The sequence below is a fragment of the Vreelandella salicampi genome, from assembly GCF_013415105.1.
In the GTDB taxonomy this organism is placed as follows: Bacteria; Pseudomonadota; Gammaproteobacteria; order Pseudomonadales; family Halomonadaceae; genus Vreelandella; species Vreelandella salicampi.
Genome location: NZ_JACCDF010000003.1, coordinates 35394 through 49366, shown reverse-complemented (window position 1 = coordinate 49366; position 13973 = coordinate 35394). Strand labels below are relative to the sequence as shown.

The window sequence follows — 13973 nt, the reverse complement described above, 5'->3', positions numbered from 1 at the left end:
GCTTATTCACCCACCGCCGCCGTCACGGTAATTTCCACCTTGAGCTCGTCGGCGGGCATCGGCGCACACACGCAGGTGCGTGCCGGCGCATAGCCTTCGGGCACCCAGGCATCCCATACTTCATTCATGGCGGCAACATCACTGCCATCTTTCAGGTAAATCGTCGCGGTTAATAGCTGCTCGCGGCTCGCGCCAATCTCTTTTAATAGCGCCTCCACGCGGGCCAACATGCTGTGGGTTTGCTCGGTAATATCGCCGTGACGCGCCTCCGGCCCGGCCACTTGGCCGCACAGGTAAGCAACGCCTTGATGAATGACCGCGCGGCTCATGCGGGCTTTGGTATCGTGACGCTGGATAGACATCGTTTTTCCTTATTTGATTGAAATACGGTAACTAGCCCGTTTGGTTATCGTAGCTAGTGTTCCAATTCTCTGCGGTGAAGTTATCGAGTGCGATGCTCTCGAAATCTGCCAGCTTTTGAGTAGTCAGTTCACCTGCTGCCGTCTCCTCAACACGGTAAAGCTGAGCGTCATCGTCTATATCAGTCGTCTCTCCGTTACCTGCCAGCAGGTAGGCCACTTCGCCATTCTCAAGCCCTATTTGATCCAGCCAAGTGGTATCCGTGCCGGTGAATTCAGCGGTGGTAAAGACGGCAAAGGCAACGTTCGTGCCCAAAGCCTGAACAGCCGTATCAGCGCTATCTTCGATAGCGAAGCCAGTACCATCGCCTCGCAAAGCGTCAAATCCGTCTGTGGTGAGCTCTATAAATAACTGATCACCGCCCTGATTAAGCACCCCCGTATGGAAGTAAGCAAAGTCTTCTGCCGGGCTGCCGACTTCTGGGTTGCCATCAAGCGTCACGCTGCGAGAAAGGTCGGCAATGCTGCCAGCAGGTTCCGCTGTGGAATTGTGGGTATATGTATATCCATTCAAGTCAAAGGCTATAGTCAGTTCAGACTCTTCACCTGGACTTAACACATCATCTGTCACCACGATACTAGCAGCATCGTCGATGAGAAAGTCTGCAGGTTGGTCATCTGTTACAAAACGGTAAATATTTTCATAACTATCTCGAACCGTCCAAGAAGCAAGTTCTGAGAACGCTACCTCACTGTTTTGCGAGCCTTCACCTTCAATAAGACTAGTGGCCGTATCATACAGCCGCTTGGCTGCTTGTGCGCTCAAGGGACCCGCATCGAAAAACGCTGCTTCATCTTCATTCAGGGCATATGTTTCGGGAATTTGCTCCCCACTCAAAAAGCGCTGCACAAGCTCATCCAAGGGATACGATACGGTCACGCTAGTCGCATCAAAGTTATCCAGTCCACTCAGTGTTTCAAAGTCTTGATAATCGATCACATCGGTACTCACACGCACGCTACTCGCATCAACTACGGCGGCGGTGGTCAGTTCCGCTATCAATTCACCGGGTGTATCCTCGACTTCCCAAGCCAGCAGCCCATCACGATCTAATTCCCCAGCGTTTGCCGCATTTGCTAAAATAACGTCGATATCATTCAACAGTTCCTGGGCGCCTAAAACGCTGTTGAATACGCCCGCGTTGTAGTCGGTAGCGGCGTCTATTTGATAACTACCGGGACGCGACTCACTACCGCCAGGCAATGCCACTCCTTCTTCTACCGAACTATAAGCGCCTTCAAGTGTATAGCTAACCACAACCTCGTCTAACGTTAGACCCAACGTGACGAACGCCTCATACTGCTCAGGGGTTAACGTATCCCCAACGTTCAACGCTAGCGTGATACTGTTTGCCCCTGTCACCCATGACTCGTTACGTGCTGTATAGACTGCCTCTGGCTGAGCATTGGTGATTTGCCATTTTTGCAAGTCTTCTACACTATAGACATTACTGTTTTGGGCTCCGTTGACAACTTCCAGAGTCTGCTGGTAACGCTCTTTTGCCTCAGAGACACTTGCCCGCATAAAGCTGGTAACGGGGTCATCAGGCATAATATTATAGTTATCCAACAGTCCCAGCGATTCAATACTTTCCAGCGTACTACGGTTTTCGTTAAACGTTAAACGGACCGGAGTTTCTGCCAGCGTGAAACTTTCCAACTTGTCTAAGTCCCCAAACTCGCTTAGCGATATCGAGTCATCATCTACTGAAACCTCATCAGCGTCAGTGATGTATCCTGGATGGTTACCGTGGCTATCTAGAATAGCCGTAGCACTATCCTCAATCGTCCAGCTATATAATGTCTCTAGACCTGCACTGTCCAGTTGAGAATTTCTAGCGGTGTCTCCGATCAGAAGATTGACAGTATTTCTATATGTTTCAGCATCTGTCACCGAAAGGTCTTGTGCCCGGTAGTCGCTCTGAGTATCAATAATAAAGTTAGTCGCCAGATCCCTATTAGCATCGAGAGAGATATTCACCGCTTCTTCGAGCGTATACTCCTGGATCTGGAAGCCAGGAATCTTCTCCAGCACTTCATACTGATCAAACGTGATAGTGGTTGTATCGTTGATTTCTACAAGGCTGGCATCGCTAATATGGGCAGGATGCTGGCTGTTGTTACCATTATACGCGGTAACAAATTCCTCAGCGCTATCGACAATATTCCACTCATAGATATCGGTAACAGCTAACGCTGTATCGGTGTTTCCGTCGCGTAGTTGCTCTACAGCGTTATAGTAAGCTTCTGACTCAGCCACCGTAATGGTTTCGGTCTCACCTAACGCTTCGTTGATATTGAAAACGTCTTCACTAAAGAAGTAGCGTTCAGCTAGATCGCCTAGCGTGGCGAAGGCTGGGGGTTGGCTGTCGCTATCAAATACATAAGCGAGCGTATACTCGACTTCGTTGTATTCAAATCCTTCTTTACCCAATGCGGCGACCAGGGCATCGTACTCTTCCGCGAGAATATCTCCCTCATCGCCACCATTGGCGGCAAAAATAGTACCCGCCTCTTGGAGCACCTCTGGCAGGTCGGTCTGGCTATTAATAGCATCGAGTATATTTGCGGCTGAATCGGTGAGACCCCAGTCATACAACTCTTCAAAATCCGCCGGCTCTCGGTTCGTCGATCCGCTTAATATGCTCTTGATGGTTTCTATTTCTGTTCGAGCGTCAGCGACGCTCAGAGGGCCATTCGGGTTTTCATACGTGGCATTAGTGGTAATGGTGTAAAAATCAGCGGGCGCTAGCCGATCACCTGCTTGCGCCTCTACCGCGGCTTCCAAATTAGCGTAGTTGACTGTGGTTTTACTGACAGTGGCACTAGCATCAAGACGTAGCGCATCGCCCACTTCAGCGAGCAGCGTTTCATACTCCGTCTGTAAAATGTCCCCACTGGTGGCACGTACCGTTTCGGCATTCAGAATGGCGTCATCGTCATACTCACTATCGCCAAGATCAACATTGCTGATGCCAGCCAGCAAGTTGTCAATGCTATCTTCAATTTGCCAAACCACCGATTCACTCGCGAGCAAATCATTCTTGTTTTCAGCCCCATCAATAATGGCGAAGTAGCTTTCTCCCTGACTAACCGACCACACCTTATCAAAAGCTATATCCAGGTCGATCACGTAGTTATCAACAAGTGGGCCATCGCCGTCGTCGATAATCGAGATAGCATTATCCAGGGTGTACTCAACCTGTTCATCGATGCGAACGTAGTTAAACGCTGCTCCACTCAACGTTTCAAACTGCTCAATGGTAATGATGTCATTATCGACGTTCACCGCTTCAGCACCCGTCAGATGCGGCACATTGCCGTCCTCCAGCGCCTCAAGAATTGTCTCTGCAGTATCCACTACGGTCCAGTTGAACAGCGCATCGGCATCGGGCGTTTGTGGGTTAAGCGCGCCACCTAAAATACTCTCAACGTCCGCTAATGTGGTTCGCGCCACTTCAACACTGACATTGCCTGGTTCAAAAAGGATATCCGTATCGACCTCGTAATTTTCAGCGATAGTGTCCGCATTAACTGCGTTTTCGAGCGTGTAACGAACAATGGTTTCGCCTAGCTCAAAATTATTCAGCATCTCAAGCTGTTCAAACTGGCCAGAGCCAATCACACGATTGCGGGCCGATACCTGGTCTGCCTCAGTTACATGAGGCTGATCAATAGCGGGAATAATAGCGTCAGCACTATCGCTAACGTGCCATTTAAAAAGAGTTAGCGGCGGCTGGTTATTAGCCCCATCCAAAATACTTATGACATCATTATATTCAGCTGCGGCTGTGGTTACCGTTACGTCACCCGCATCATAAATGTCATCAAGATCGATAATGTAATTGCTAGCCAATGGGTCAGCGTCTAACGCTTGGGAAAGCGTGTAATCAACTTCAGTAGTTCCCAGTACAAAATTATCTAGCGCACTTAACTGCACAAACTCTGCTGGGGTAATAATTGATTCCGTAACGCGAATACTTTCAGCTTCATTGATTTGGGCTCGCGCCGGAGACTCACCCTGGATATTGGCCAAACTATCAGCAATGTGCCAATCAAGCAGTTGATCGCGGGTTAGGCCATCAGCGCCTGTATTCTGCGCTAAGTCGAGCAACTGTCGGGTTTCATCAATTAACTCAGCAGCTGCACGCACCGTCAAATCGCCAGCAGGGAATGGGGTACCCGCATCCAACGTGTAATTGCTGGGCATTTCATCGGTTTCTAGTGCCTCTTCCAGCGTGTAAGGCACAACGGTGTCGCCTAATTCAAAGTTATCCAACGTTTTGAGATCGGCAAATTGATCCGGGCGGATCGTTGGATTCGTCAAGGTGACACTCGTAGCACCCTCTACTTCAGGACTTCCCAAGCCGCCACTAACCAGCACATCTTCTGCCTCAGCGCGAATTGACCAATTATAAATATCCTCACGTGCGATAGGTGACGTCTCAACATCATAATCACCCGCTAAAACAGCCTTGACCATTGCCAATTGATTTTCCGCATCGGTCAAGCCAAGAGTCCCGCCATCTAAGGCCTCGTTAGGGTCGATTAAATACTCTGAGGGCAATGCATCTTCTTCGACCAGCGCCAGCGCTTCTTGTAACGTCAGATAAGGAATATCCGCACGGGCATCTATCGTGTCAGAAATATCGCTATCCGGGTCTTGTGTATTGCGTTGCTGCTCACTTAAAGGGTTATTTTGACCTTGCCGATAGGCGCTAACATTGAATGACTCGCCTGCTTTATCAATGGCATCAAGCGCTTCTTTTACTTGCCCGGTAATAGAAGGTTTGCCAAGCAGCTCCGCCATGTCGGTGTTTTCAACCCGACTGCCATCGCCATAAGCATTTCCCATCGCCGCGTATAGGTTGGCAAGTACGCTGTCAGCCTCTATGCCCGCCTCTTGAGCCATCGAGAGAAGGCTGGCAACTTTAACCCCTGCCACCAACAACGCTTCATTGGAGTCGTCTGCATCTAGGGGATTGGTGTTACGGAGGTCAATAGATTCATCCAGCCCCAGTGCAGAGAGGATGACCGCTTCAGCGGCCTCAGGGTCTTCTTCGCCACTAGCAACCATCAGCGTGGTGAGCGGCGTAATGACAGTTGAGTCTTCAGGCGCGCGCAGTGTACCTGTGAAACCAAGGCCTGTGGCAATATCAACCCCGCCTGTGGCAATTAAACCGCCACTACCCTGTAAGCCGCTAAAAAAGCCGTCGTCGTTGGTTGTCCTTTCGTTGCCATTAACTTCGCGCGTCACAATAGCATCGCGAATAGGGCCATCAATCACATAGCCGCTAATTGTCGATGGACCGGAATCCCCACCGTCCCCACCTCCGCCGCCACCTCCACCACCAGCAGCAGCACCTAACGCGAGCGCGCCACCACCAACATACACCCACGGCGACACTCCCCAACCGCTAGAAGCACTTGCGGCCGCTTCACTTCCTTCAACCGAGGTAGGTGATGCATTAACGTCAAACGACTCGGTTTGTTCTATCAGCAGGTCAGAAAAGTCTTCAGGCGCTGCAATACCATATTGCAATGCCTGGCTAGGGCTTATGTGTGCACTATCGCCTTGCTGTAATACATCGTCGCCATTTAATGTGCGTCGCTGACCATCAGGCTGGACAATTTCTACATTGCCATCGGGCAATATTTGCCATGTTTCCACTTGTGGCAAAAAATTAAGCGGAACGTGGGCCCCGCTCTGGCTTCCTAGAGATTCCAAAAGTGCCTGGAGATCCGCTACTACTTCACTGTCCTCCAAAGCGATATAAGCAGCAGCAATATCGACTGATGCGCCATTTTGCATTAATAACGTAATACTGCCGTTAGGCTGGCGAACCACTTGCTCAACACCAAGCACATCCTGTACCGGAACTTTTGGCTCATTAGCACTGGCCGTTTGGGCTAATAAAGGAAGTACCAACGTGCTGCCCAAACCACCCGCTTTTATTGCCCGCTGATTCTTTTTCATCCAGTGGCGTACAAATTGCTCTCTCTGATATGGGTCTGCAGGTACGTCAATGCGCTTAATGGCCGGATACGCTTCATCCAACAACGGCTCACCCCGTCGACTTACTCTTACCCCAGGCAACCAATGTCCCTTCAGCACACCTGGGCAAGTTAACTTCTCAAGCATTTTTGCGACGGATACCATGAAACGTCCTCCATTCAGCAGCAAAGCACCTAAACTTTTAAAATCAATGAGATAGAATATAAAAGTGGGCTGAGCGAATGATTTACACACAATTTTACTAATTATTTCATACCACGAAGTGGCTTCCCAGGACGTTTTTCATAGACAGTAGCGGTAAACATCGCTCTGCTCTTAACTCAGCAGCACCAAACTCACGCCTTTCTTAAGCCAACTTTATCTAAGCCGTCGCTTATAAAGAGCGGATTCCTCGACGGCTTGTTAGACTGACTTTATTGCCGTGAAGCGCTATCCTATGCCGCCTGTTTGGCCACCGATAAGAGCCGTTTCATGCAGCGTGCCGATTTTGCCTATGAGCTACCCGAAGAGCTGATTGCTCGCTATCCGTCCGAGCAGCGCAGCGACTGCCGTTTGCTGTGTGTGGATGGCCACGACGGTCATCTGGAGCACCGTCGTTTCACGGATTTACTCGAGATTCTCGAGCCGGGGGACCTGTTGGTGTTTAACGACACCCGCGTGATCCCCGCGCGCCTGCACGGCCACAAGGCCAGCGGCGGCAAGGTGGAAATGCTCTTGGAACGCCCGTTAGACGCTCATCGTGGCCTAGCCCACCTGCGCTCGAGCAAATCCCCTAAGCCGGGCACCGAGCTGATTTTCGAGGGCGATATCCACGCTGTGGTCGAAGGCCGCCGCGATGCGCTGTTTGAGCTGCGTTTTCTCGGCGAAACGCCGATGATTGCACTGCTAGAAAAGCACGGCCACATGCCGCTGCCGCCGTATATTACCCGCGAAGATGAGCTCAGCGACCGCGAGCGCTATCAGACTGTCTACGCCCGCCGCGATGGCGCCGTGGCCGCCCCTACAGCGGGGCTTCACTTTGATCAGCCGCTGCTCGATGCGCTGGCGGAAAAAGGCATCGACAGCGCTTATGTCACGCTGCACGTCGGTGCCGGCACCTTTCAGCCAGTGCGCGCGGACGATATTCGCGAACATCACATGCACAGCGAATGGATCGACGTCACCGAGGCGGCATGCCAAAAAGTGCGCGCCGCGCAACAGGCGGGCAAGCGTGTCGTCGCGGTGGGCACCACCAGCGTGCGCTGCTTGGAGAGCGCCTGCGCACCACGCGCTGATTGCAAGAACGCTGATGGCTCGATTGCGCCCTTCAGTGGCGATACCGATATCTTCATCTACCCCGGCTATCAGTGGCGCTGCGTCGACGCCTTGATTACCAACTTCCATCTGCCGGAATCGACGCTGTTAATGCTGGTCTCCGCCTTTGTCGGTTATGAGAACATCATGCACGCTTACCGCGCCGCCGTGAGAGAGCGCTATGCGTTTTTCAGCTACGGCGACGCGATGCTGCTCACGCGCTAATTAACGAGTTATTTTGATGCGAAACGAATGCTTTATGCGCTTTGAGCGCTTAGCCGATGACGGTCGTGCCCGCCGTGGGCGCCTTCACTTTCCCCGCGGCACGGTCGAGACGCCGGCGTTTATGCCAGTGGGCACCTACGGCACCGTTAAAGGAATGACCCCGGCGGCGGTTGAAGAGATCGGCGCGGAGATCATTCTCGGCAATACCTTCCACCTGTGGCTGCGCCCCGGCACCGATGTCATCGAAGCCCACGGCGACTTGCACGACTTTGCGCAGTGGGATAAGCCCATCTTGACCGACTCGGGCGGCTTCCAAGTCTTCTCGCTCGGCGAGATGCGTAAAATCACCGAAGAAGGCGTGCACTTTCGCTCCCCCGTCGACGGCGCCAAGGTCTTTATGGGGCCGGAAGAATCCATGGCGGTACAGCGCGCCCTCGGCTCTGATGTGGTCATGATCTTCGACGAGTGCACGCCTTACCCGGCAACCTTCGCGGAAGCCGAAAAATCCATGGAGCTCTCGCTACGTTGGGCCAAGCGCTCGCGCGAGGCGCATGGCGACTCGCCTTCGGCGCTGTTCGGCATTATCCAGGGCGGCATGCACCCGGAACTGCGCGAGCGCTCGCTCAAAGGCCTATTAGATATTGGCTTTGACGGCCTCGCGATTGGCGGGCTATCGGTCGGCGAGCCGAAAGAAGAGATGATCAAAACGCTGGATTACCTCCCCTCTTGGATGCCCGACGATACCCCACGCTACCTCATGGGCGTGGGCAAGCCGGAAGACTTGGTCGAAGGCGTGCGCCGCGGGGTAGATATGTTCGACTGCGTGATGCCGACCCGCAACGCCAGAAACGGCCACTTGTTCACCGCCGAGGGCACGGTCAAAATTCGCAACGCCAAGCACCGCTATGATACCCGCCCGCTTGAGGAAGGCTGCGATTGCTACACCTGCCAGCACTTCTCGCGCGGCTACTTGCATCACCTTGACCGCTGCAATGAGATGCTCGGCTCGATGCTCAATACCGTGCACAACTTGCGCTACTACCAGCGTGTCATGGCGGATTTGCGCACAGCTATCGAAGCGGGTACATTGACGACCTTTGTGGAAGGCTTCTACGCTCAGCGCGGTCTACCAGTGCCTCCCGCCCCGAATTAATCGCTGCCAGCCTTCTGGCTGGCCGCTTGATTAACACGTTCCACTCAACCTTAGCCATCAACGCGTTGTTAACTAGGAGTTCACTCAATGCTGGATTTTTTCATCTCTCCCGCCCACGCCCAAGAGGCGGCTGCTGGCGGCGGTATCGCTCAAATTGTGATGCTGGTCGGCTTCGTGGCGATTTTCTACTTCCTTTTGTGGCGCCCGCAGTCCAAGCGCGCCAAGCAGCATAAACAGCTCATCAGCAACCTGGAAAAAGGCGATGAGATCGTGATTGGCGGCGGCTTAGTCGGCCGTGTCACCAAGGTCAGCGATGAGTTCCTGAGCATGGAAGTGGCTGACGGCACCGAAGTTAACGTGCAAAAGAACGCCGTTGCCGCCGTGCTGCCCAAGGGCACCATCAAGTCCATCTAAGCTCATCCACCCTGCCGGCCAGTGCCTGACGAGCTAGCGCCAGCCACCCCGGCAGGGGTGTCATCGTCTAAAAGATGGTGAGCGCTAAAAGATGGTGAACTATGCCGTGTCTCGCACCCGCGATACACGGCATTCCGTTTGACGTTGAAGGCAGGGCCTGCATGCTCAACCGTTATCCCCTGTGGAAGTACCTGATAATACTGGTCATTTTGGTGGCTGGTCTGATCTACTCACTTCCTAACCTATTTCCTGAAGATCCCGCCGTTCAAATCAGCAGCGCGCAAAACGATATCGCTGTTGCGCAACGCGATATCGAGCGTGTGGAAAGAACGTTAGCTGACAACAACATCGCAGTGAAAGCCGTTGAAAAAACGGGGAGTCAGTGGCTCATTCGTCTGCAAGATGACGACGACCAGCTTCGCGCGCGCGATATTATTAGCGAGACGCTCGGTAACGACGTGACCGTTGCGCTCAACCTTGCCGAAGCCACACCGGGCTGGCTACAAGCGTTCTCAGCATCGCCGATGACGCTCGGCCTTGATTTGCGCGGTGGGGTGCACTTTTTGCTTGAAGTCGACATGGAGGCTGCGCTCACTCAGCGCTTGGAAGTGAACGCCAGCGCCATGCGCGAGCTTTTGCGTGACGAGCGTATTCGCTACCGCAACACTGAAATTGAACAGCGCAGTGTTTCGCTTGAGTTTATTGACGCTGAAGATCGCGATAGTGCTCGTAGCCTGATTAGCCGCGAATTCCCCGATTTTGACTACCAAAGCGAAGGCGAGGGCCGTGGCGCAAGCTTGGAAATGACGCTGACCGATGAATCAGTCAATGAAATTCAAGATTACGCCATCAATCAAAACCTCACCACGCTACGCAACCGCGTCAACGAGTTAGGCGTTGCTGAGCCGCTCGTCCAGCGCCAAGGGCCCAACCAGATTGTGGTCGAGCTCCCCGGGGTTCAGGACACCACGGCCGCTAAGCGCATTGTGGGCGCCACCGCGAACTTAGAATTTCGCCTTGAGGCACGCCCCAACACGCCCGAGAACGAAACCGAAAGCTTCCCCTTTCGCAATGAGCCCTCGCGCAGCGCTGAGCTAATGCGTGACGTGATTATCACCGGCGACAGCGTCTCCAGCGCCAACCACAGTTTTGACGAAAACGGTCGCTCGCAGGTCAATATTGACCTGGACGGCACCGGCGGCACGCTGATGAACCGCGCTACGCGCACCAATATCGGTCGCAATATGGCGGTGCTGTTTATTGAGCACAAAAGCGAAGAGCGCACCGTGACCGACCCGGAAACCGGTGAAGAGACCACCGTCCGCGAACCCTATGTGGAACGCGGCATTATCAGCCTCGCCACTATTCAGAGCGCGCTGGGCAACAGTTTCCGCATTACCGGGCTGGATTCCCCGACGGAAGCCTCGGAGCTTGCGTTGCTGCTGCGTTCAGGCTCCCTTGCCGCACCGATCTACTTTGCGCAAGAGCGCACCATCGGCCCAAGCCTTGGCCAGGAGAATATCGAGCGCGGCATCATGTCGGTGCAAATTGGCCTATTGCTGGTCGTGCTCTTTATGCTGGTGCGCTACAAGGTCTTTGGCGTATTCGCCAATGTCGCCCTGGCGTTTAACTTAACGCTGCTGGTCGCGGTAATGTCGATGCTTGGCGCCACGCTCACGCTGCCCGGCATTGCCGGCATTGTGCTAACGCTGGGTATGGCAGTGGATGCCAACGTGCTGATTTTTGAGCGCATACGCGAAGAGCTACGCAACGGGCTGTCTATCCAGCAAGCCATCCATGCCGGCTACGAGCGCGCCCTCACCTCTATCGTGGATGCCAATATCACCACGCTTTTGGTGGCGGTGATTCTGTTTTCGATTGGCACCGGGCCGGTCAAAGGCTTTGCCGTCACGCTGTCTATCGGCATCTTGACCTCCATGTTCACCGCGCTGCTGGTCACACGCGCCATGGTCAACCTGACCTACGGCAGCAAACCGGTCAAAAAGCTGTGGATTTAATCCCGCTCAGCCCAGACATTACGAGGTGAAAATGAAACCGATCACAGACCGGCAAATTGATTTTATGGGGCGACGCAAGCTCGCCTTTATCGTGTCCGGCGTACTGCTGTTAGTCGCGATTGGCGCCCTGATCTTCCAACAGCTTAATTTAGGCCTGGATTTCACCGGCGGCACACTCATCGAAGTGCGCTATGGTAGCGCACCATCGCTTGACGCCATTCGCCAACTGCTTGAAGAACGAGGCTTTCGCGATGTCGCCGTACAAACCTTTGGCGCCTCGACGGAAGTACTCATTCGCTTGCAGCAAGCGTTTGACCCCGAAGTAGGCGAGCGAGTTGTCGGCCTGCTACGCGATCAGGGCACAAGCGTTGATCTTGTGCGCGCCGAATTTGTCGGCGCCCAAGTAGGTGATCAGCTGCGCGATCAAAGCGGCATGGGGATGCTCGTAGCGCTGGGTGTGGTGATGCTTTACGTCGCTTTTCGCTTTCAGTACAAGTTCGCCATCGGCGCGCTCTTGGCCCTACTGCACGATGTGATTATCGTTATCGGCGTTTTCGCCCTGTTCAGCATTGATTTCGATCTCACCGTGCTAGCGGCGATTCTCGCAGTCATCGGCTATTCGCTAAACGATACGATTGTGGTCTATGACCGTATTCGCGAGCAAATTCGCACCTCGCAAATCGATGATATGACGCAGATTTTTAACGAAGCGATCAACACCACGCTTTCGCGTACGCTAGCCACCTCCGGCACAACGCTTCTGGTGTTACTGGCGCTACTCTTTCTCGGTGGGGATATGATCGAGAACTTCGCTATTGCGCTGTTAGTCGGCATCGTAGTGGGTACGTTCTCGTCGATCTATATCTCTGGGGCGCTTTTGCTACCGCTGAAGCTCACGCGCGAAGACTTAATCCCCTCGCGCAAAGAGATCGACGAAGAGGAAGAAGAGCTGCCCTAAACAGGCGATTATTGTCTCAACAAAACTCTTTGCAAAAACTTCTGCACCAACAAAAACGCCCCGCTGGCAGTGATGCCAGCGGGGCGTTTTATTTAACACCGCAATCGCGCAATGAATTGCGCTCCTACCAGATACAACGGCTGCAGGGGCCCAATTCATCGGGCGAATTATCCCTCACCGGATGCAACCAATTGTAGGAGCCCCATTCATCGGGCGAATTATCCCTCACCGGATGCAACCAATTGTAGGAGCCCCATTCATCGGGCGAATTATCCCCCACCAGATGCAACCAATTGTAGGAGCCCCATTCATCGGGCGAATTATCCCTCACCGGATGCAACCAATTGTAGGAGCCCGATTCATCGGGCGAATTATCCCCCACCGGATGCAACCAATTGTAGGAGCCCCATTCATCGGGCGAATTATCCCCCACCAGATGCAACCAATTGTAGGAGCCCGATTCATCGGGCGAATTATCCCCCACCGGATGCAACCAATTGTAGGAGCCCGATTCATCGGGCGAATTGAAGTTTGGAGGCTACAGGTGCGGCGCTAGCTGCTTCATCAGCGCCTTGTAAAGGCGCGGGCCGGCCGCCATCAGTTGGCCTTCGACTTTGATCGTCGGCTGCCCGGTGGGAGTCCCCATCAGCGCGCCGGTCTCTTTGAGCAGCAAGGTACCGACATGCATATCCTGCTCTTCCAGACCCAGCACAAAACCGCTGTCCACGCGCCCGGTGGCTATTTCACAAATATCTAACAAGCCGCTACCCGTCGCCACTAGTGTATCGAGCTGCGGAGCCAGTTGCTGCATCAGCGTTAAATATGTCGGGAGATGGCGCTGGCGTAGCTCACTTTCCGGCAGGCTCATCGCCATCCGTGTACCGGGAACCGCGGTTGATTTGCTAACACGCATGCGTTTGCCGTTGTACTGAGCGCCGCGCCCGCGGCTGGCGATATATTCGTCATCAGCAAACGGCGCAATGATCACCGCGTGTTCGGGGCGCCCCTTAACCAAGCACACCACAGAAAAGGCAAACCCTTTACCCGCCACGGCTAAATTGGAGTAACCGTGCAGCGGCTCGATCTTCCACACGGTCTCTTCGCCTTCCCCTTCACCAGCTTTATGATCGGTATAGCGGCCGACTAAGCCGTGATGCGGGTAGCCGCGCTCAAGCTGCTGAACCACCGTTGCCTCGGCCTTGCGTGCCGCCTCGTCGAGTAAGCGCTCAAGATTGACTTCGTCGTACGCATTTTCAATGCGCTCTCGGATGCGGAGAAAGTGTTCAACGCCGCTGCGCGCAGCGCGCAGCGTAAACTGGACCATCGGATTCATGAACGGACCTTGTGTGGAAGATGATGTTAAAGAACGGGGTAAATCATCGAGTGGCGTTCGCCACCTATTAGGTGCGCTATTCTAGCAAAGGCCAACCCAAGTCGCTATGCGCTTTCTACGCCGCACCTACGTCGTGCTACACTT

General features: G+C 53.6%; 8 protein-coding genes. 5 read left to right on the top strand and 3 right to left on the bottom strand.

From position 1 onward, the window contains the following. Positions 1-2: 2 nt before the first annotated feature. Both HZS81_RS05350 and HZS81_RS05345 read right to left on the bottom strand, forming a co-directional pair. The gene (locus HZS81_RS05350) at positions 3-362 is read right to left on the bottom strand and encodes a RidA family protein (protein ID WP_179929533.1); all 360 of its coding nucleotides are present in this window, start codon (positions 360-362) and stop codon (positions 3-5) included. Between the two features lie 31 nt (positions 363-393). Then, entirely contained in the window at positions 394-6669 is a 6276-nt protein-coding gene (locus HZS81_RS05345) for a hypothetical protein (protein ID WP_179929532.1), read from the bottom strand. A 237-nt stretch (positions 6670-6906) separates the two neighbouring features. On the opposite strand from HZS81_RS05345, the gene queA reads away from it, so the two are divergent. The 5 genes from queA (at position 6907) to secF (ending at position 12496) form a co-directional block, all read left to right on the top strand. Continuing rightward, a complete protein-coding gene (queA, locus tag HZS81_RS05340) occupies positions 6907-7953 on the top strand; it encodes a tRNA preQ1(34) S-adenosylmethionine ribosyltransferase-isomerase QueA (RefSeq protein ID WP_179929531.1) in 1047 nt (348 codons plus the stop codon). A gap of 34 nt (positions 7954-7987) precedes the next feature. Further along, positions 7988-9106: a tRNA guanosine(34) transglycosylase Tgt gene (gene tgt, locus HZS81_RS05335; RefSeq protein ID WP_194249294.1), complete on the top strand. Its 1119-nt coding sequence runs from the start codon at positions 7988-7990 to the stop codon at positions 9104-9106. Positions 9107-9193: 87 nt separating this feature from the next. Continuing rightward, positions 9194-9520 carry a preprotein translocase subunit YajC gene (yajC, locus tag HZS81_RS05330; RefSeq protein WP_179929529.1) on the top strand — a complete coding sequence of 109 codons (327 nt, stop codon included), beginning with the start codon at positions 9194-9196 and terminating at the stop codon, positions 9518-9520. 161 nt (positions 9521-9681) lie between these two features. Further along, on the top strand, positions 9682-11538 hold the full coding sequence (secD, locus tag HZS81_RS05325) for a protein translocase subunit SecD (RefSeq protein WP_179929690.1): 1857 nt from the start codon (positions 9682-9684) through the stop codon (positions 11536-11538). A gap of 31 nt (positions 11539-11569) precedes the next feature. Continuing rightward, positions 11570-12496, top strand: coding sequence for a protein translocase subunit SecF (secF, locus tag HZS81_RS05320; protein ID WP_179929528.1), 927 nt, complete (start codon positions 11570-11572; stop codon positions 12494-12496). Between the two features lie 538 nt (positions 12497-13034). Here the strand turns inward: secF and HZS81_RS05315 are convergent. Then, the gene (locus tag HZS81_RS05315) at positions 13035-13829 is read right to left on the bottom strand and encodes an inositol monophosphatase family protein (RefSeq protein WP_179929527.1); all 795 of its coding nucleotides are present in this window, start codon (positions 13827-13829) and stop codon (positions 13035-13037) included. Positions 13830-13973 lie beyond the last annotated feature (144 nt).